The sequence below is a fragment of the Micromonospora sp. NPDC023966 genome (assembly GCF_040639095.1).
GTDB lineage: Bacteria > Actinomycetota > Actinomycetes > Mycobacteriales > Micromonosporaceae > Micromonospora.
On the sequence record NZ_JBEZZJ010000020.1, the window covers coordinates 32,828 to 52,451 of the forward strand.

At 72.6% G+C, this 19,624-nt stretch carries 18 protein-coding genes; 4 read left to right on the plus strand and 14 right to left on the minus strand.

From position 1 onward, the window contains the following. Positions 1-5 precede the first annotated feature (5 nt). From AB0F68_RS23460 to AB0F68_RS23525, 14 genes are all read right to left on the minus strand, one after another. Entirely contained in the window at positions 6-632 is a 627-nt protein-coding gene (locus AB0F68_RS23460) for a response regulator transcription factor (RefSeq protein ID WP_357341686.1), read from the minus strand. Continuing rightward, positions 629-1,894 (minus strand): histidine kinase, encoded by a 1,266-nt coding sequence (locus tag AB0F68_RS23465; RefSeq protein ID WP_357341687.1) that lies wholly within the window; start codon positions 1,892-1,894, stop codon positions 629-631. Before AB0F68_RS23465 ends, AB0F68_RS23460 begins: the two co-directional genes overlap by 4 nt. A gap of 9 nt (positions 1,895-1,903) precedes the next feature. Continuing rightward, complete coding sequence (locus AB0F68_RS23470) at positions 1,904-2,353, minus strand: ABA4-like family protein (RefSeq protein ID WP_357341688.1); 450 nt, start codon at positions 2,351-2,353, stop codon at positions 1,904-1,906. Then, positions 2,350-3,282 carry a hypothetical protein gene (locus AB0F68_RS23475; protein WP_357341689.1) on the minus strand — a complete coding sequence of 311 codons (933 nt, stop codon included), beginning with the start codon at positions 3,280-3,282 and terminating at the stop codon, positions 2,350-2,352. The genes AB0F68_RS23470 and AB0F68_RS23475 overlap by 4 nt, the downstream gene beginning before the upstream one ends. Before the next feature lie 171 nt (positions 3,283-3,453). Further along, the gene (locus AB0F68_RS23480; RefSeq protein WP_357341782.1) at positions 3,454-3,846 is read right to left on the minus strand and encodes a VOC family protein; all 393 of its coding nucleotides are present in this window, start codon (positions 3,844-3,846) and stop codon (positions 3,454-3,456) included. A gap of 21 nt (positions 3,847-3,867) precedes the next feature. Continuing rightward, positions 3,868-5,055 (minus strand): DNA polymerase IV, encoded by a 1,188-nt coding sequence (gene dinB, locus AB0F68_RS23485; protein ID WP_357341690.1) that lies wholly within the window; start codon positions 5,053-5,055, stop codon positions 3,868-3,870. A 39-nt stretch (positions 5,056-5,094) separates the two neighbouring features. Next, positions 5,095-6,012 carry an NADP-dependent oxidoreductase gene (locus tag AB0F68_RS23490; protein WP_357341691.1) on the minus strand — a complete coding sequence of 306 codons (918 nt, stop codon included), beginning with the start codon at positions 6,010-6,012 and terminating at the stop codon, positions 5,095-5,097. A gap of 90 nt (positions 6,013-6,102) precedes the next feature. Beyond that, positions 6,103-6,597 carry a DUF2231 domain-containing protein gene (locus AB0F68_RS23495; protein WP_357341692.1) on the minus strand — a complete coding sequence of 165 codons (495 nt, stop codon included), beginning with the start codon at positions 6,595-6,597 and terminating at the stop codon, positions 6,103-6,105. A 128-nt stretch (positions 6,598-6,725) separates the two neighbouring features. Beyond that, positions 6,726-7,472: an ABC transporter permease gene (locus tag AB0F68_RS23500; RefSeq protein ID WP_357341693.1), complete on the minus strand. Its 747-nt coding sequence runs from the start codon at positions 7,470-7,472 to the stop codon at positions 6,726-6,728. Between the two features lie 62 nt (positions 7,473-7,534). Continuing rightward, complete coding sequence (locus tag AB0F68_RS23505; RefSeq protein ID WP_357341694.1) at positions 7,535-10,750, minus strand: penicillin acylase family protein; 3,216 nt, start codon at positions 10,748-10,750, stop codon at positions 7,535-7,537. Between the two features lie 196 nt (positions 10,751-10,946). Next, on the minus strand, positions 10,947-12,032 hold the full coding sequence (locus tag AB0F68_RS23510) for an endonuclease/exonuclease/phosphatase family protein (protein WP_357341695.1): 1,086 nt from the start codon (positions 12,030-12,032) through the stop codon (positions 10,947-10,949). Positions 12,033-12,128: 96 nt separating this feature from the next. Then, positions 12,129-12,542: a VOC family protein gene (locus AB0F68_RS23515; protein ID WP_357341696.1), complete on the minus strand. Its 414-nt coding sequence runs from the start codon at positions 12,540-12,542 to the stop codon at positions 12,129-12,131. A 137-nt stretch (positions 12,543-12,679) separates the two neighbouring features. Then, a complete protein-coding gene (locus AB0F68_RS23520; RefSeq protein WP_357341697.1) occupies positions 12,680-13,813 on the minus strand; it encodes an N-acetylmuramoyl-L-alanine amidase in 1,134 nt (377 codons plus the stop codon). Positions 13,814-13,974: 161 nt separating this feature from the next. Then, positions 13,975-15,060: an endonuclease/exonuclease/phosphatase family protein gene (locus AB0F68_RS23525; RefSeq protein ID WP_357341698.1), complete on the minus strand. Its 1,086-nt coding sequence runs from the start codon at positions 15,058-15,060 to the stop codon at positions 13,975-13,977. A 268-nt stretch (positions 15,061-15,328) separates the two neighbouring features. Between AB0F68_RS23525 and AB0F68_RS23530 the strand changes: the two genes are divergently transcribed. The 4 genes from AB0F68_RS23530 (at position 15,329) to AB0F68_RS23545 (ending at position 19,570) form a co-directional block, all read left to right on the plus strand. Continuing rightward, positions 15,329-16,450, plus strand: a complete 1,122-nt coding sequence (locus AB0F68_RS23530; RefSeq protein ID WP_357341699.1) for a LacI family DNA-binding transcriptional regulator — start codon at positions 15,329-15,331, stop codon at positions 16,448-16,450. Continuing rightward, a complete protein-coding gene (locus AB0F68_RS23535; RefSeq protein WP_357341700.1) occupies positions 16,447-17,391 on the plus strand; it encodes a sugar ABC transporter permease in 945 nt (314 codons plus the stop codon). The genes AB0F68_RS23530 and AB0F68_RS23535 overlap by 4 nt, the downstream gene beginning before the upstream one ends. After that, a complete protein-coding gene (locus tag AB0F68_RS23540) occupies positions 17,388-18,227 on the plus strand; it encodes a carbohydrate ABC transporter permease (protein WP_357341701.1) in 840 nt (279 codons plus the stop codon). The genes AB0F68_RS23535 and AB0F68_RS23540 overlap by 4 nt, the downstream gene beginning before the upstream one ends. Before the next feature lie 65 nt (positions 18,228-18,292). Next, a complete protein-coding gene (locus AB0F68_RS23545) occupies positions 18,293-19,570 on the plus strand; it encodes a sugar ABC transporter substrate-binding protein (protein WP_357341702.1) in 1,278 nt (425 codons plus the stop codon). The last annotated feature ends 54 nt before the right edge of the window (positions 19,571-19,624 follow it).

Consider the following 19,624-nt stretch of genomic DNA (forward strand, 5'->3'; position numbering starts at 1 on the left):
GGCGTTCAGGCGTCCCGCGCCCGGAGCGCCAGGCGTACCCGGTTCGGGCTGTTCGTCTTGGTCATCAGGCTGGTGATGTGGGTCTTGACCGTGGTGACGCCGATGTGCAGCCGGTCGGCGATCTCGGTGTTGGACAGGCCCTCGGCCACCAGGTTCAGCACGTCCCGCTCGCGCGTGGTCAGACCGGGCACCGGTCCCGGCGTCTCGGCGCGGGCGTGCACCGCCCGCTGGACCAGCCGCCGCAGCACCTCCGGGCTGAACGGGCTGTCCCCGGCGGCCGCCCGGCGTACGCCGTCGAGCAGGTCGGTCGGGGGCGCGTCCTTGAGCAGGAACCCGCAGGCGCCGGCGGTCAGCGCCGGGTAGAGGTGGTCGTCGTCGCCGAAGGTGGTGAGCACCAGCACCCGGGTGGCGGGTCGGTCGGCGAGGATCCGGCTGGTCGCGGTGATCCCGTCGACGCCGGGCATCCGCAGGTCCATGACGACCACGTCGGGCAGCAGCCGACCGGCGAGGGCGATCGCCTCGCGGCCGTTGTCGGCCTCGCCGACCACCTCCAGGTCGGGCTGGGCGTCGCAGAGCATGCGCAGGCCGGCGCGGATGAGGTGCTGGTCGTCGACCAGCAGGACGCGGATCATGCCGGCTCCGGCGCGTGCGGGCCGGCCGGGCGCGGGCGCGGCGTCGGCGGCTCCGGCGGGCGGGCCGGGGAGCCGGGTGGCCGGGCCGGTGCGGCGCCCCCGGCCGGCAGGACCGTGCGGACGCTCCAGCCGGCGCCGGTGGGACCGGCCTCCAGCCGCCCGCCGAGCACCTCGACCCGCTCCCGCATCCCGGTGAGGCCGTGGCCGCCGCCGGCCGGCACCGCGGCCGGCACCGACCCCCGCCCCTCGTCCGACACCTCCCAGTGCACGGATCCGTCGACCACCGCCACGGACAGTCGGGCCCGGGCCGCGGCGCCGGCGTGTTTGGCCACGTTGGTCAGCGCCTCCTGGGTCAGCCGCAGGACCGCCTGGCCGCGCACCGCGTCCAGCGACCCGACCGCCGGGTCGACGTCGGCCTCCACGGTGACGCCGGCCTGGCGGGCCCGGTCCACCGCCGTGTCCAGCGCCGCCGGGAGCGCCGACGGCTCGATCGCCGTCAGCGCGGCGTCCCCGCGTACCCCGTCGGGATCGCGCAGCACCGCGACCAGGCGGCGCAGGTCGTTCAGGGCCGCCGTGCCGGTGCCGTGCACGTCGTCGAAGACCCCGCTCACCCGGGGGTCGAGGTCCGGCAGCACGTGCCGGGCCACCCCGACCCGCAGCACCATCGACGCGACGTGGTGCGCGACCACGTCGTGCAGTTCGCGGGCGATGGCGCTGCGCTCGTCGGCACGGGCGGCGCGGCTCTCGGACTCCCGCCGGCGCTGCTCCGCCGCGGCCCGCTCCTCGGCCTGCCGGGCCAGCTCCCGGGTGGTCCGGATGACCAGGCCGAGCAGCAGCGGCAGGCCGACCTCGACGGTCAGCCCGAAGACCCCGGAGAGCAGCCGCCGGACCGGGTCGCCGATCGAGTCGGTCATGTCGACCGCGGTCAGCAGGCCGGCGGCCAGCCAGATGGTCCGGGGCCGCCCGGCCCACATGGTCAGCTCCAGCAGCGCCCAGCTGGCCCCGACCTGGTTGATCGTCGTGTCGTCGACCAGCGGGAAGGCGACCGCCAACAGCGCGGCCTGCGCCACCAGGTTCACCAGGGGCCGGCGGTGGCACACCAGGGCGGTGGCGAACGCGACCAGGGCGAGCGCCCACTGGGTGGCCGTCGGCACGTGGTGGCCCTGGGCGCCGAAGACCAGATAGCCGAGGCCGCTGAGGTCCAGCAGCAGCATCCGCGCGAGCGTGTCCCGCGCGTCGAACAGCCGACCCACCCAGCCCACGACGCCAGCCTAGGCGGTGCGGCCGGCAGCCGGGGGGACCGCCGGCCCGGCCCACCGCGCCCGCAGCCCGAGGTGGACGGCCAGGCCGAGCGGCCCGAGCAGGATGGTCAGCAGCAGCACCGGCGCCAGGAGCAGGGCCGGCATGCCCCGCTCCCGGCTGTCCCGCCAGATCCACCGGCCGACGAACAGGTCGAACCCGATCATGTGCGCCCAGGCCGCCGCCGCGCCGTCCGCACCGCCCAGGAGGTCCCGGACGCCGTCCAGGGTCGGCGCGGTGACCACCGGCAGCACCCGGCCGAGCGCCGGGAGCACCAGGATCGCGTAGATCAGCAGGACCGGGAGGACGATCAGCGGCGAGCCGACGATCCGGGCCGTCCACGACCAGCGGGGCGCCAGGATCATCAGCGCCCAGAACGGCGCGGCGACCGCGAACGTCAGGGTGAACAGCGCCCCGGTCATGCGACCAGCACCAGGCCGGCGCGGCGCTGCCCGCGGGCCAGGACCGCGCCGATGGCGGCCGCCGTCGCCACCACCAGGGCCGCCGTGACGGCGAGGGTGAGCGCGTCCGGGCGCAGCAGCGGCTGCCCGCGCAACGCCTGCCAGGTGACCAGCAGGGTGGCCGCCCCGTACGCCGCGCCGGCGACGAGCAGCAGCCGGGCCCGGGTCCGCTCGTCCAGCCGGGCGCCGAGGAAGCGGTTGAGCAACATGGCGAGCAGCGGCAGCGCCTGGAGGGCGTGCAGGCCGACGAAGTGCCCGATCCGCAGGTCGCCGCCGGTGGTGCTCCAGCCGACCAGGGGCAGCCCCGGCCCGCCGTCCGCCACGCCGACGCTGTGCGCCCCGCTGATCCCCTCGGCCGCCGACTCGGGCGTGCGGGTCACCATCGGGATGGCGACCAGCATGCCGAGCAGGGACAGGCCGAGGCCGAGCCGCACGGCGTACCCGGCGACCCGGTCCGCCGCCGGCCGCAGCAGCGCCACGATCCCGATGACCAGCTGGGCGACGAAGAGCACCATGATCGCCGCGCCCATCGCCGAGAACAGGGCGGCGTTCAGCGGGGTGGTGCCGTTGTAGTGGCTGGTGGTGCCGCGCAGCACCTGCGTGACGATGATCGCCATCTCCACCACCGACACCGCGACGATGACCGTGGCCGCCCACTCGGCGATCCGGCTGCGGCGCGGCAGCAGGGTGAGCATCCAGGCGAGGGTGGTGCCGTAGAGCACGAAGGAGATGGCGAACTTCAGCGGCTTGAGCCAGATCGGCGCGCCGGTGAGCACCCGCGGGTCGGCGACGACGCCGACCGCCGCGACGACGGTGAGCGCCGCCATCGCCGCGACGAAGAGCATGAGGGGGCGGTGCCAGCGCGCCGCCCGGTTCAGCACGGTAGTCATGCCTGTAGATGCTGGTGGCCGGGCCGCCCGGTCGCGCCCGACCTGGAGCCCCGATGCCGGCCGCAGGTCCGGGACGCGCCTCCTACCCAGGGAGGAGGCGCCGCCCGAACGCCGCGTCGAGGACGGCGGAGGTGACCTGGTCGAACCGGCCGGCCGCCCGCGGCGGCGCGCTCACGACCCGCCCGCGAGGGGCTGGACGAGCTGGACCGGGTTGCCGTCCGGGTCGGCGGTCCAGGCGATGAGCAGCCGGTCCAGCCAGACGTGCGGGGCGGCGAGCGCCGGCGCGCCGGCGGCGGTCAGCGTCGCGTACGCGGCTGCGGTGTCGTCGGTCCAGAGCACCACGGCGGCGCGCTGCCCGCTCGGCACCGGGTCGAGCCCGTGGTCGTCCCGGGTGGACGCCACCGAGGCGATGCCGATCCGATAGCCGTCCAGCGTCAGGTCGACGTGGATCGGCGCGCCCTCGGCGGGCACCCGGAAGGTCTCGGTGAAGCCCAGCCCGGCGTAGAAGGCGGCGGCCCGGGTCACGTCCTCGCTGAACAGGATCACCTGCGGGGTGCGGAACATCGACACGGGTGGACCGTACCGTCAGTCGGGCAGCCGGGGCATCTCGAATCCGGGGTCGCGGCCGAGCAGCACCCCGCGGGTCAGCGCCCGCGACCCGAACCGGTCCCGCACCGCGTCCACGGCGGCGTCCAGCGCCGGCCCCGGTTCGCGGGTGAACGGCAGGGTGAGCTGCACGTGCCCGTCGTCGAGGTTGCCGACGGCGACCCCGATCAGCGTGACGCCCCGGGTCTCGATCTCCGGCAGCGCGGCGCGCAGCAGCGATCGGGCGGCGGCCCGCAGCGGTCCGGTCTGCGCGGTGGGCTTGTCCAGGGTGTGCGCGCGGGTCGCCCGGGTGTAGTCGGCGAAACGCAGCCGCAGGGTGACCGTGCGGCCGGTGCGCCGGGCGGCCCGCAGCCGCCCGGTCACCCGGTCGACGAGCCCGGCCAGCACGGCGTCCAGTTCGGCGGGGGAGTGCGGCTCGCGGCCCAGCGCGTGCTGCGCGCCCATCGAGGAGCGCCGCCGCCCGACCTGCACGGCGCGCGGGTCGCGGTTGTGGGCGAGGGCGTGCAGGTGGCGGCCGGCGCCCGGGCCGAGCAGCGACACCAGGGTCGGCTCGTCGAGCCGGGCCACCTGCCCGACGGTACGCAGGCCCCGCTCGCGCAGCTTCGCGGCGGTGACCGGGCCGACGCCCCAGAGCCGCTCCACCGGCAGCGGGTGCAGGAAGGCCAGCTCGCCCTCCGGTGCGACGACCAGCAGCCCGTCCGGCTTGGCCACCCCGCTGGCCACCTTGGCGAGGAACTTGGTCCGGGCCACCCCGACGGTGATCGGCAGGCCGACCTGCCGGCGTACCTCCCGGCGCAGTTCCGCCGCGATGTCGGCGGGCGGACCGACCAGCCGGCGCAGCCCGCCGACGTCGAGGAACGCCTCGTCGATGCTGAGCCCCTCGACCAGCGGGGTGGTGCGCCGGAAGATCTCGAACACCGCCCGGCTGGCCGCCGTGTAGGCCGCCATCCGGGGCGGCACCACGACGGCGTCCGGGCAGAGCCGCCGGGCCTGACGGCCACCCATGGCGCTGTGCACCCCGCGTGCCTTCGCCTCGTAGCTGGCGGCGAGGACCACGCCGCCGCCGACGATGACCGGCCGGCCGCGCAGCCGGGGGTCGTCGCGCTGCTCGACCGAGGCGTAGAACGCGTCCAGGTCGGCGTGCAGGATGGTGGCCTCGCTCGACACGACCACCATGTTCGCACAGATGTTCGAAGGCCGGGCCGGTCAGGGCATGCTGATCGCGAGCTTGCCCAGGGCGCCGGAGAACTCCGCCAGGGCCCGGGGCACCTCGGCCAGCTCGTAGCGGCGGTCGACGGGCACCCGGACGCGACCGGCCAGCACGTCGTCGGCGAGCCGGTCGAGCGTCCTCCGCTCCGGCTTGCCGAAGATCGAGACGGCCGCCGGGTGCTGGTCGGGGCCGAAGCCGATGGTGGAGGCCAGCCGGCCGTCGGCGGCGAGCAACCCGGCCAACGGCGCGCCGTCACCGGCCAGGTGCACCACCGCGGAGACGCCGTCCGGGGCGAGGGCGCGCACCTGCCCGGTCAGGTCGCCGGTGTAGTCGACCACCTCGGCCGCGCCCAGGTCCCGGACGAAGTCCGTCGCGGGGCCGGGGCGGGCGGTGGCGACGACCCGGGCGCCGGCCAGCCGGGCGTACTGCACGGCCAGCGCGCCGACGCCACCGGTCGCCCCGGCCACCAGCACCGTGTCGTCGGGCCGGACGGCCAGCGCCTCGAGCGTGTCGAGGGCGGTGGCGCCGGCCAGCCCGAGCACGCCCGCCGTGGACAGCTCGATGCCGTCCGGGACGCGGGTGATGCCGTCCCCGGCGCCGACGGTCACGTACTCGGCCCACGTGCCGTCGCCCAGGTAGGAGCGCATGAGCACCCCGAACACCGGGTCGCCCACCCGGAACGGGCTGGTGCTGCCGATCGCCTCCACCTCGCCGGCGAAGTCCTTGCCGAGCACCACCGGGTACCGGTAGTCCATCGACCCGCGCATCATCCCGCCCGCCGCCTTCCGGTCGAAGGCGTTGACCGAGGAGGCCCGAACGCGGACGAGCACCTCGTCCGGGCCGGGGCTGGGCCGGGCCAGGTCGTCGCGGGCGGTCGGCTCCGCCCCGTCCCGGTCGAGAGTGATCGCCCGCATCCGCTGCTCCTTCTCCCTGGCCCGGCGGTGCACCTCGACGTCCGGGCGGCGCGGCTTTCCCCGCCGGGAACCGGCTACACCCGGCCCGGGTCAGGCGCGGCGGGCGCGGGGCCGGCGGGACAGCGAGCTCGGCGCGTTCACGCCCGCCTCGTCACTCACGCTCATCCCCAGCCGCTCGACCAGTTCGCCGCCCAGCCAGCCGGTGAACCCGGCCAGCACGAGGCCGGCGAAGCTGCACACCAGCGCGCCGGCGTTCGGTTCCCAGTTGTCCGCGCCCCGGCGCAGCAGCCAGCTCACCGCGAACAGCACCAGCACGACCACGTTGCCGAGGCCGTGCGTCGCGCCGACCCGCTTGGCGCGCGTGCCGGCCGGAATGGCCGACCAATCGATCAGGCCGAACACCGCGGCGACCAGGCCGCCGATCACGCCGGCGGCGATGGTGTACGCGGCCGAGACCTGAAAGCCCGCCCGGTCGGTGATCAGGTACAGGATGTCGAAGATCACCGAGGTGGCGAGCAGTCCGAGCGGAAACACGATCATGATGGGGTGGATTGCGTGCCCCATCGACTTCGCGCGACTCTCCATGCCGGTCCTTCCTTCTCGGCCCCAGGCGCCGCCGAGTTCCCCACCTGGCGCCGGCTACACCTCCGGGCGGGGAAGGGCGATCGCCTGCCGGAGCGGGCGGCGGAGCACCGCGCCCCCGCTACACCGGGTCAGGGCGCGGTGCGGGCCCGGTCCCGGACGAGCAGCTCGACGACCACCGCGATGGCCACCGCCTCCACGGCCAGCAGGGTGAGCAGGATCAGCAGCTGGGTGGCCCCGGCCCGGATCGGCCCGGCCCCGCCGAGCAGCACCCCGACGAACGCGCCGGGCAGGGTGACCAGCCCGACCGTGCGGGTCTGGTCGAGCGCCGGGACGAGGGCCTGCCCGGCGGCCGGGCGGCAGATCTCCAGCGCGGCGTCGCGGGGGAGCAGCCCCAGGGCCAGCCCGGCCTCGTACTCGCCGTGCCGGGTCCGCAGCTCGTCGAGGGTACGGCGGCCGGCCAGGCTGGTCGCGGTCATCGCCCCGCCGATCAGGATGCCGGCGGTGGGCAGCACCACCAGCGGGGTCGCCGGCAGGGCCCGGCTGGCCAGGAGGACGGCCAGGCTGGGCGCCACCCCGGCGGCGATGGCCAGCGGCGCGACCCGGGCCGGTGCCTGCGCCCCGATCCGCCGACGCGCGGTCAGCCCCGCCACGACGTACATGAGCAGCACGAAGGCGGCGGTGCTCCACCAGGCGCGGAGCACCGCGACGATGACCAGCGAGACGGCGGCGAGCTGGACGGTGGCCCGGGCCGCCGCGGTGAGCACCGTCCGGGCCCGGCCGAGCCCGCTGAGCCGTAGCACGGCGGCGCCGGCCAGGGTGAGCGCGACGAGCGCCACGACCAGCGCCGGGCCGATCGGTACGGTGCCGCCGGTCACCGGATGACCCTATGCCGGGCGGCCGGCCGGCGGGTGCGGTCCCGCCGGCCGGCCCCCGGGTGTCACCGGCCGTAGACCTCGAACTCGTAGAGCGAGAAGCCGTACGAGGTGGCCCGCTTGATTCCGTACATCCGCACGTAGCGGGCGGTGACCGGGGTGAGGGTCACGATGTCCGTCCCGCCGTTGCCGGCGGTCGTGCTGAACACCGGCTGCCAGGTGCCGCCGTCGGCGGAGACCTCGATCCGGTACGCGCTGCCGTACGCGGCCTCCCAGCGCAGCACCACCCGGCCGACCGTGCGGGCCGAGCCCAGGTCCACCCGGATCCACTGGTTGTCGTTGTAGCTGCTGGCCCACCGGCTGCCGAGGCTGCCGTCGACCGCCTTGTCCGGGGTGTTGCTAGTGAGGAACTGGGTGCTCGACGCGGTCGCGGCGCGCCCCTGGGCCAGGTTGGTGACGTCGTCGCCGCGGCGCGCCGGGAACGAGACGACCTGCTGGTAGGTGGGGCGGTTCTGCCAGGCGATCAGCGGGTGGGTGATGCCGCCGAGCCCGGACTGGGCGATGGCGTCGGCGCACCACTGGTCGCCCGCCCCGCAGGACTTGTCGCCCGGGTAGACGGTGGTCGCCGGCACCGCGGCCGCCTGGGCGAGGGTGTCGAGCAGGCTCTGCCGGCAGGCGCCCAGGTTGCCGTTGCCGCAGTACGCGCGGCCCAGCCCGCCGGCCACCGGGTCGCCGAGCACGGTGCGGACGTCCTTGTCGACGTAGCCCCACCAGCCGTACTGGAAGGAGGAGCCCTTGTGCGGCTGGCCCTGCGCGGCCCAGACGGCGCCGCCGTCCCGGCCGCCGTTCTGGCCGCCGGACGGCGCCTCGTTCACCTCGATGGCGTCCACCAGTGCCGCGTAGAGGTCGGGGCCCAGGCCGGGCCGGAACTCCGCGGCGGCCAGCAGCGGCCACCACGCGTCGAAGATCCGGATGGCGTCGGCGTGCTGGTAGACCTTGGACCCGGCGGCGGTCTCCGCCCGGCGGGCGCCGGCCTGCTGCCAGGCCCGGAGCTTGTTCACCGCGTCGGCCAGCGCGGGGTCGGTGACCGGCACGCTGCCGAGCACCCGCAGCAGGTCGCCGAGGACCTGCTGACCGCGCAGGTCGGTGACCGCGGCGTCCGCCATGATCCGGACCACGTCGGCCCGGCCGAGCTTGCGCTGGGCGATCGCGGCGCGCACCGGGCCGTCGAGGAGTTGGCCCCGGTGCACCGAGCCGAAGCTGAAGTTGCCGTCGGCCGCGCCGAAGTCCTTCGCCTGCTTGTTGTTCCAGCTGACGTAGTAGTCCTGGTTCACCGACTGCGGGTGGGCGGCGGCCGGGAGGTAGCTGGCGGTGTTGGTGTCCGGGTTCCAGCCGACCCACTCGTTCGCCGCCTCCGCCCGGGTGGGCAGGTTCGGGTCGGCGGTGGACGGCCGAACCGGGTTCGACCCCGAGTTGAAGTAGGCCGCCTCGGTCGAGTTGACGTAGAACCAGTTGAAGGCGTAGCCGACGTCCGAGGCGGACTGCTGGAACGCCGCCGCGGAGCCCATCGCGGCCGGGTCGTTGTACGCCTGGAAGCCGATCGCCGAGTCGGCCTCGTGCCGGTAGGTCGAGCGCAACTTGGTGAAGGCGGTCGGCTGCCCGTTCACCAGCCCCCGGTAGGCGACGAGCCCGTACCTGGTGCGCAGCGCGCGCAGCGTGTAGGAGCCGGCCGGGGTGGAGTCGGCCAGGGTCGGCGACCAGGAGTTGGTGTGCTGGAGGACCTCCATGGCCACGCACTGCCCGTGCCACAGATAGCGGTTCGACCCGAGGGTCGGTGCGCTGCCGTCGGTGGTGCACAGCGGCACGGCGTAGGTGTCGGTGAGGTCCTGGCTGGCGGAGGTGGCGCTCCAGGCGTAGTCCTGGCCGCGGCCGAGCAGCACGTAGAGGTTCAACCCGGCGAAGGCGGCGCCCCGGGCGCTCACCCCGGGCCCCTGGAGTTCCTGGAGCATGAGCAGCTGCGGGGCGAAGTAGCCGGTCTGCGGGCCGAACACGGCGACCGGGTTGCCGGTGGTGGTGTGCCGGCCGGAGACCACCACGGCGTTGGACATGCCGTGCGACCGGAGCCCGGCGAGGCCGCTGAGCAGCCCCTGCGTGGTGGCGCTGCCGCCGGTCTTCGCGGTGGTCGCGCTGCTGCCGGTCTTCGCGGTGGTGGCCCCGCCGCTCTGGTCGTAGGCGAGGGGCTCGGCGACCACGCTGCCGGCGTCGGGAAGCACCGCGCCGGTCGCGCCGGGCGGGGTCGCACCGTACGGGAAGCTCTGCCCGTCGTGCAGGGTGAGCACCGTCTCCGGGTCGTTCTGGGACCGGAACGCCTGCCAGACCCGGTCGCCCTCGGTGGCGCCGAACTTCGCCCGGGCGGCCACCCGGACCAGGGCGGACTGGATCTCGGAGCCGCCGCCCCCGCCGAACAGCCCGCCGATGACGCCGGCGGTGGCGATCAGGTCGGTCATGGTGAAGTGCTGCGGTTTGCCGGCCCCGGCCAGGACGTACTCGCCGGGGTAGTTGTCGGCGCTGATGGACTGGTCGATGTAGGCGTTGACGCCGGCGATGTAGTCGGTGACGTCGGTGTAGAGCTGCTGACCGCGGGTGCCCTTCTGGCGCAGCGCGTCGACCTGGGCCTGCAGGTCCGCCTCGGTGTACGGCGAGTTGGCCCAGACGCTCTGTTCCAGCTCCCGGTTGCCCGGGGCGCCGCCGGCGAAGGAGGTGAGCGTGCCGCGACCGACGTGCCGCAGCAGGTCCATCACCCAGAGCCGGTCCTGCGCCCCGGCGTAGCCGGCGCCGAACATGGTCCCCGAGCGGGTGGTGCCGGTGACGTGTGGCACGCCGGTCGCCTTGTCGCGCACGATGGTGACGTCCGCGCGGGGCCGCACGGTGCTCTCCACCTGCCCGTCGGGCACGCCGAACGAGGCGTCGTTGTAGAACTGCGCGATCTGCTCGTCGGTGAGACCGGCGTAGCCGTAGACCAGGTTCGCGTACTCGTCGAGCTGGTCGCTGGAGTGCGCGGGCCGGGTGCCGAGCGCCTGGTGCGCGAGGATCGCGGCGAGGGTGGCGTTGCCGTTCTCCCCGGGCGGCAGGATGTCGGCGCACTGGCCGAGGCAGTAGTCGTTGCCGGTGAAGGTGGTGGCGGCGACGGCCGGTGACGGTGGGACGGCCGTCAGGGCGCTCGCGGTGAGGGCGGCGGCGGCCAGCGCCGCGAGCCGGGCACGGGTGGTGGGACGGGGCATGGCGATTCCTCCGGATGTGCGGAGTCGGGCCGGGGCTGCGCCCGGCTGTCGTTTGCCGACGTCTCGCCCTCCGTGCCCGGGCGTCACACCCGGAGGTGAGAGTGACTCATATCTACCTCCGGGTAATGATCGATGGCGTTCCATGCCTCGGGATAGGTGCCGTTCACCACGCGCGAATGCCGACGTTTCGCCTCGATCACGGCAGCGCGAGCACGGCCTGGTGCCCCAGGTGGTCCGACGCCCACCGGCCGGCGGGGGTCTGCCGAGAGGCGCCGAAGACCTCGCTGGACACCGGCACCACCGTGCCCCGGACCAGCACCATGTCGATCCGGTGCTCGACGTCGTCGGCCGGCTCGGTCAGGTCGTCGCCCAGCCCGGCGGTGTAGCCGGGGTCGCCGGGGTGCAAGATCGGCCAGGTGTCGACCATCCCGCCGGCGACCAGGGCGAGGTACGCGAGCCGGTTGTTCGGATCGGGTAGTTCGGGCCCGCTGTTCAGGTCACCGACGAGGATCAGCCGGCCGGGCACGTTCAGCGGGCCGCGCAGCAGTTCCTGCGCCTGGAGCAGGCGTACGCCGGGGTGGAACGCCTCCAGGTGGGTGTTGACGAACCGGAAGGTGCGGCTGCCCAGCACGGCGTCGACCGCCGTCCAGCCGCGGGTGCTCGTGGCGGTGCCGCCCGTGGCGGCGAGCGGGAAGACCAGGTTGTTGACGAAGTTGCTCGACGAGGTGGCGTTCACCTTGACCCGGCCGCCGTGCCGCACCAGGATCACGTCCCGCATGGTGAGCCGGACGTCCCGCAGGTAGGGCGCCCCGGCCGGGGCTTCCAGGTCCGCCTCGTCACGCACCACGACGACGTCGTACCGGTGGCCGGACCCGGCCAGCTCCGCCATCAGCAGCGCCAGGTAGTCGTACCGGACCTCGGTGGCCGGCGCCGGGTCGCCGAGCGGCCCGGTGCGCCAGAGCGCCACCTCCTGCAGGCCGACCAGATCGGGCCCGCGCTCGCGGATCTCGTCGGCGATCAGCGCCGCCCGGGACGGGAAGTCGACCAGGTCCACGTGGCCCAGCAGGGCGGCGTTCGCGGCCAGGAACGCCGGCAGGGTCGGCGCGGTGATCGACGGCGTGAGGTTCCCGCCCAGGTAGAGGTTTCGGGTCAGCACGGCGACCTTGGGCCCGGCTTCCGCGTGTGCCGGCGGGGCGACGAGCCCCAGGCCGGCCACCGCGAGGGCGGCCGCGGTGGCCAGCCTGGCCAGGCGTCGGAGGTGTGCGCGAGGGCTGCCGTCCATGACTGTCGTCCTCTCCGGCGGGATCCGTGATCCGCGTACGCTAACGCCGGTCACGCCACCGTGGACACCGCCGTTCGGGCCACCTGCGCCTGGCGGTCAGGCCTGGGGCTGGCCGATGTTCACCATCCAGGCGACGCCGAACCGGTCCACGCACATGCCGAACTCGTCGCCCCACATCTGCTTCTCCAGCGGCATCGAGACGGTGCCGCCGTCGCAGAGCTGGTCCCACCAGCGGCGCAGGTCGTCCGCGTCGTCGCCGCTCAGGCTGATCGTGATGTTGTCGCCCACCGTGCGGGCCATGCCGGGCGGGGTGTCGGAGGCCATGAGCGTGAAGCCCTGGTCGGTCTCCAGCTGCGCGTGCATGATCCGGTCGGCCACCTGCGGGTCCGGGTTGCCGAACTCGCCGAAGGTGTTCACCCGCAGGTCGCCGCCGAACACCCGCTGGTAGTACTCCATCGCCTGCCGGGCGTCGTCCTCGAAGCTCAGGTAGGGATTCAATCTGGATGTCATCTCGCCCTCCTCGGTCTTGTGACCTGCGCATCGTCGCACTGCGACGGGTGGAGGCCAACGAGGCGCGGCGAGCGAATGTGGACAGCGGTGGAGGTGGCGCCGTTGCCACCTCCACCGCCTTCCCCGCCGGTGCGCCGTCAGTTCTTCTGGAACGACTGGCGCACCACACCCCCCACCAGGGCGCACCAGGTGGTGGTGCTGACCTTGCCGTTCGGGTCGAGACCGTGCAGTTCCTGCAGGTCCTTGAGGGCCTTCTTGGTCGGGTAGTCGTACTCGCCGGTGATCGCCACGTCGGCGTAGCCCTTGGAGTTGAGCATGAACTGCACCGCCTGCACCGGGATGCCGGTGGCGTCCTTGTCCAGCTCGGGCGCGAGGGTCTCCCAGGTCGGCGCGGTGAGGGTGGCGTCGATGTCGACCGGGATGCCGTTGCGCGCCTGCCAGTCCTGCACCGCCGCCACGGTGGCGGCGTCGAACACGCCGGTGATCGGGACGGTGTAGCCGCGGAAGGTGAGCAGGCGCTGCGCGACCTGCACCACCGGGCCGCCGACGAAGCGCCAGATGTCCGGCCAGCGGCGGGCGGGCACGTCGGCCAGGTCGGTGCCGAGCTTGGCGAAGACCCGGCGACGCAGCGCCGGGAACTCCCGGTAGAACATCGCGCCCGGGCACTGGGTGGCCCGGAAGTCCCAGTGGCCGAAGATGTCGTGCGCGTGCAGCCCGTACTGCTGGCAGACGGTGGTGCAGAGCTTGACCAGCGCGTCGAGCAGTTCCTGCGGTGGCGTGTCGGTGACGTAGGTGCCCTCGTTCTCGATGCCGATGGCGCGGCCGTTCTCGCCGGGGCAGTGCGCCGAGATCATCTGCCGGTCGCCGGCCTGCAGCCGCTCCAGGCTGCCGTGCCGGCCCTCCAGGACGTGCCCGCCCCGGCTGACCGTGAAGTGCTGGCCGGTGTCGGACCAGCGGTTGACGTCCATGTGCAGGTTCTGGCAGTCCCGGGCCAGCTGCTTGGCGTGCTCCTCGGAGTAGTCCGTGACGTTCGGGAACGCCATGTGGTGCACGATGATCTTGTTGGTGGCGATGGCGCTGATCGACAGCGGGTCCGCCGCCGGGCGGGCGCCCCACTCGTCGCAGCTGATGATCCAGTCGAGGTCCGCACCCGGGTCGGCCTGAGCGGCGGCCGGGAAGGCGAGCTCGCTCCCGACGACCGCGACCGCGGCGGCGCCGAAGCCGGCCCGCAGCAGGGTACGGCGGTCCAGTTCGGGGTGGTCGAAGTGCATGGCTTCTCCTCTGTGGCCGGCCGGGGGTGGCCAGGCGGCACGCGGGAACGGGCGGCGGCCCGTCCGGGGGTGAAAAAGAGCTCCAAGAGGCTCGCGTGCCCTGGAGGATATTGCCACCTCGGCCCGAGCGCTAGAGGGCTGAACAGATCGATGTGGACCGGTCAGCGCACGGCGAGCGTCGCGGCGTGCCCGAGGTGGTCCGAGGCCCACCGGCCGCCGGGGGTACGCCGCTCGGTGCCGAAGACCTCGCTCCGGAGCGGTTTCACCGCCCCGCGAACCAGGATCAGGTCGACCCGGTGCTCCAGGCTGTCGGCCGGCTGGTTCAGATCGACACCGAGGTCCACGGTGTAGCCGGGATCGCGGTGGTGCAGGAGCGGCCAGGTGTCCCGCAGGCCGTATGCCAGCAGCATCAGGTAGGCGAGCCGGTCGTCGGGGCTCGTCCGGTCCGGTCCGGTGTTCAGGTCGCCGACCAGGATGACGGGCCGGAGTGTCCGCAGTGGGCCCTCCGCCAGTTCCTGGGCCTGCTGCAGTCGCACGATCGGGTTCACCGCCTCCAGGTGGGTGTTGACGAAGCGGAACGACCGCCGGTCCAGTACCGCGTCCACCGCCGTCCAGGCGAACGCGAGGGTCGCGGTGGTGCCGGTGGCGGGAATGGTGACGACGACGTTGTGCTGGAACTGCGCCCGGGCCGTGTCGGTCACGCGTACCGGGCTGCCCTGCCGAACCAGGATCACGTCCCGCAAGGTCAGCCGGACGTCGAACTGGAACGGGTCGCCCGCCGGGGCCTCGAGGTCTGCCTCGTCCTGGGTCACCACCGCGCGGTAGTGCTGACCGGTAGCGGCCAGGGCGGCCAGCAGGATCGCCAGGTAGTCGGCGCGCACGGAGGTGGCCGGCTGCGGATCGAAGATCGGTCCGGTCCGCCAGAGCGCCACTTCCTGCAGGCCGACCAGGTCCGGCCGCCGCTCACGGATCTCCGCGGCGAGCAGCCGGGCTCGGGCCGGGAAGTCCATCTGGTCGGCGTGGGCGACCAGGGCCGCGTTGGCGCCGAGGAATTCGGGCAGGGTCTGCGCCGCCACCGACGGGGCGAGGTCGCCGCCGATGTAGACGTTGCGGGTCAGCACCCGAATGTCGTGCTTGCAGTGGGCGGACGCGGGGGCGGCCAGCGGTGCCGTGGCGGCCACCGCCAGGACGAGTGCGGTGGCGAGCGGGACCAGCCGGCGACGAGAGAAATACGCCGTTCCGACCATGTTCCGTAAGCTAACGGGCGCCAGTCCGGTTCATGTCCGTACTTCGGCAATGCCACCCGTCCGGGCATTTGTCGGGACCGGTCGAGACCAGCCTGCGGCCCGGAACGGGAGTGGATGGCTGCGGCCGGTTCGGCCCGGCATCCGCCAGCCGGCTGACCGCAGCGTAGCCACGCAGGGGCGACCCGGGCCGGGCGAGCGGGATCGGCCGCCGCCAATCGGCCCGCCCGCCGCAGGCCAACCCGGTTGGAAACGTTTTCGTAACGAGCCCTTGACCTCGCCGACCGCTTCGGCGCAGACTCCCGGAAACGTTTACAGCAATCGACGGGAGGTCCGGGGCGTGAGTCGTAAACGTTTACAAGCGTCGGCTGACGGCCGGCCCACCGTCCACACCGTCGCCGCGCGTGCCGGTGTCTCCATCGCGTCCGCTTCCCGCGTGCTCAACGGCGTCGGCGGCAGCCCGGAGACCATCCGCAAGGTCCGAGCCGCGGCGGCCGAGGTCGGCTACGTGCCCAACGCCGTCGCCCGGTCGCTGCAGTCCAAACGCACCGGAATGATCGCGCTCGCAGTGGAGGACATCGGTAACCCGGTCTACGTGGCGATGATGCGAGCGATCGAGGCCGTCGTTGCCTCCTCGGGCCGGCAGTTGCTGGTGCACGCGACCGGGGGGCGGATCGCCAACGAGACCGCACTGCTGCGTCGCCTAGCGCACCGCTACGTCGACGGCCTGATCCTCTCGCCGATCCGGATCACCGAAGAACACCTCGGCGCGCTGGCCGACAGCCCGGTACCGGTCGTCGTGATCGGTCAACTCCCGGCGGACACGCCGGTGGACAACGTCCGTACCGACTCCCGGGCCGGCGTCGCCCTCGCCGTCGACCACCTCGTTGCGGCCGGCCGGCGTCGGATCGGCTTCGTCAACGGCCCGCTCGACACCGTTCCCGGCGCCGCCCGTGACGCCGGTTTCCGCGCTGCGCTGGCCCGGCACGGCATCGATCTCGACGACCGGCTGGTCGAGGTCGGTGACTTCCAGTACGCCGCCGGCCGTGCCGCCACGCAGCGGTTGCTCGCCCGCTCCCGCCCGGATGCGGTGGTCTGCGCCAACGACCTCATCGCGGTCGGGGCGCTGCACGCCCTGCTCGTCGCCGGCCACCGGGTGCCCGACGACGTGGCCCTGGTCGGCATGGACGACACCGAACTGGCCAGCATGGTGCTGCCGAGCATGTCGAGCGTCTCTCTCGATGCGACGGAGCGCGGCCGTATCGCCGCACAGCTGCTTCTGGAGCGGATCAACGACCCGTCCCTGCCGCCGCGGCGCATCACCGTCGCGCCGCACCTTGTCGTCAGGGACTCTTCCCCGACACCGGATGGGAGGGCGAAGCAATGGGCTTGACCAGCACCGAGGTGCGGTCCGAGAGCTCGAACGAACGGCGGTCCCGGGGGAGCCGGCAGCGCCGGCAGCGCCAGCAGCAGCGCCGGGAGGCCTATCTGCTCCTCGTGCCGGCGCTGATCCCGGTGCTGATCTTCAGCGTCTACCCGCTCCTGAATGGGATCTACCTCGGCTTCACCGACTCCCGTGCCGGCTTCAACCGGACCACCCACTTCACGGGGTTCGAGAACTACGTCCGGCTGCTGGACAACTCCAGGTTCTGGGAGTCGTTCAAGATCGGACTTGTCTGGGCTTTCGGCGTCACGGCGATCCAGTTCCTGCTTGCGCTGGGTCTGGCGCTGCTGCTCAACCAGCGCCTGCGGATGCGCTGGCTGGTCCGGACCCTGGCGCTGGTGCCCTGGGCCATGCCGAGCGTGATCGTCGCGATCATGTGGCGACTCGTCTACCACCCGGACGCCGGACTGCTCAACGACGTGCTGACCCGGATGCACCTGATCAACGAGAACATCAACTGGCTGGCCGACTTCTCGTTCGCACTCCCGGCCGTGATAGCGGTCGGCGTGTGGGCCGGCATGCCGCAGACCACGGTGACCCTGCTGGCTGGGCTGCAGGGCGTCCCCGGGGAGCTGCACGAAGCGGGAGCGGTCGATGGCGCCACCGCCTGGCAGCGCTTCTGGCACGTCACCCTGCCGCAGTTGCGCCCCGTGATCGTGGCCATCACGTCCCTGGACTTCGTCTGGAATTTCAACTCGTTCGGCCTGGTGTACGTCCTCACCGAGGGCGGACCTGGCGGAAAGACGATGCTGCCGATGCTCTTCGCGTACAACGAGGGCTTCAAGTACGGAAACTTCGGTTACGCCGCCGCGATGGGCAACGCGATGGTCGTGCTCATCATCGGGCTGATGGCCTTCTACCTCTGGAGCCGGATGAGGGAGGCGGCGTGAACACCCGTACTCGTCCCGTCATCCGGTTGCTCCAGTACGCCGCGCTCGCCGGCTTCCTGGTCTTCCTGGCGTTCCCGTTGGTCTGGATGGTCTCCACCGCCTTCAAGCCGCCGCAGGAGATCGTCTCGCTGCACCCGACCCTGATTCCGAACCACCCGACGCTGTCCAACTTCACCATGGCGCTGGAGGAGTCGAGCCTGGTGCGGGCGGGGATGAACAGCCTGCTCGTCGCGATCTCCACTGCGCTGCTGACCGTGCTGATCTCGCTACCCGCCTCGTACGCGTTGGTCCGCTACCGCACCTGGCTGCGGAAGGTGAGTCTGGGCTGGATCCTGGTCAGCCAGATCTTCCCGCAGATCTTGATCGTCATTCCCCTGTTCATGATCATGAAGCAGCTCCAGCTGCTCAACAGCCTTGTCGGGCTGGTGCTCGTCTACCTGGTGTGGGCGTTGCCCTTCACCCTGTGGATGCTCCAGGGGTACGTGCGAGCGATCCCGCCCGAACTGGAGCAGGCCGCCGCCGTCGACGGGGCCGGCAAGGTACGCACGCTCGTGTCCGTGGTGCTCCCGCTGCTCGCTCCGGGACTGGTCGCCACCAGCATGTTCACCTTTGTCATCAGCTGGAACGAGTTCTTCCTCGCCCTGGTGTTCCTGCAGAACCCGGACCTGAACACGCTGCCGCTCGCGCTGGCCCGGTTCATCGGCGCGGAGGGGGCGGTCCGACTCGGGCCGCTCGCCGCCGGGTCGCTCCTCGCCACCCTGCCTGGGCTCGTCTTCTTCGCCATCCTGCAACGCCGACTCACCTCCGGGCTGATGAGCGGCTCAGTCAAGGGCTGAGCCGGCGCGGGTCGGCCCGGTCTGCCTCTCCCACCCCATCACCACCCCCGAAAAGGAGAAACATCGTGAGACTCAAGTCAGTCGCGGCGCTTGCCATCGCGATGACGGTGCTGCTCCCCGCCACGGCCTGCTCCTCGTCCTCGGATGAGAGTGGCGGGCCGGTCAAGCTCACCTTCTCCACCTACGCGTGGCAGAAGGACACCGTCGCGGCTACCAAGGACATCGTCGCCTCCTGGAACGCCAGCCACCCTGACGCGCAGGTGGAGCTGGTGCAGGTCGACGCCGACTCGGTGCACGACAAGCTCGTCACCCAGTTCAACGGCGGCAACCCGCCGGACGTCATCCACGATGAGTCGGCCGACATCCACGGGTTCGCGGAGCAGGGTTACCTGGCGGATCTGTCAACGCTTCTCTCCGCCAACACCAAGAGCCAGGTGAGCCAGGGCGTGTGGGACTCGGTCACCTTCGACGGCAAGGTGTACGGGATGCCGACGCTGATGCAGTCGTACAACGTCTTCGTCAACACGGACCTGCTGGCCAAGGCCGGAGTCAGCCTGCCAACCGCGGACCAGCCGTGGACCTGGGACGACTTCCAGGCGGCCGCCAGGAAGACCACCTCCGGCTCCACCTTCGGCGCCGGCTGGGGTCTGAAGTCGCCGGTATCGGCGATCATGAGCCTGTCGATGAACTTCAACGGTTCGTTCTTCACCACGAACGGCGACAAGACGGAGTTCCAGTTCGGCGATGCGGAGAAGCAGCTGCTCGCCCGTACCCACGCCATGATCTACGCCGACAAGTCGCTCGCCCCGACGTCCACGAGCATGGCCACGGGTGACGTCCTGCCCGGCTTCTTCGGTGGGAAGTACGCGATGATCATCGCCGGAAACTACAACGTGCAGCAGATCATGGAGCAGGCTCCCAAGGGGTTCGCGTGGAAGATGCTGCCGCCGATCAAGGGCGAGAGCACCAGCCAGGCGGCCAACCCGCAGACCCTGTCGGTGGCCGCCCAGAGCAAGCACCCGAAGGAAGCCGCGCAGTTCATCGAGTACTACGCAAACGCGGAGAACCTCGCCAAACTGGCCCAGGGGGATCGGCTCATCCCGACCACCAGCGACGCCGCGCAGGCGGTCATGGCGCAGACCAAGGGTGCGAACGGCTGGGACACGATGATCCTCAGTGGCAAGTCGCTGGCGGTTGCGCCGTTCCAGAAGGCGGAGGCCTACCCGCAGTGGAAGTCGCAGATCGCCACCCCGGCATTCCAGCAGTTCTTTGCCAACAAGATCAGCATCGATGTGCTGGGCAACCAGCTGAAGTCGGGTTGGCAGACGGTCAACACCCGCTAGTCGGGACCTACCAGCCGACCGGTAATAGCAGAGATCGGGGTCGCCTCGCGCGGC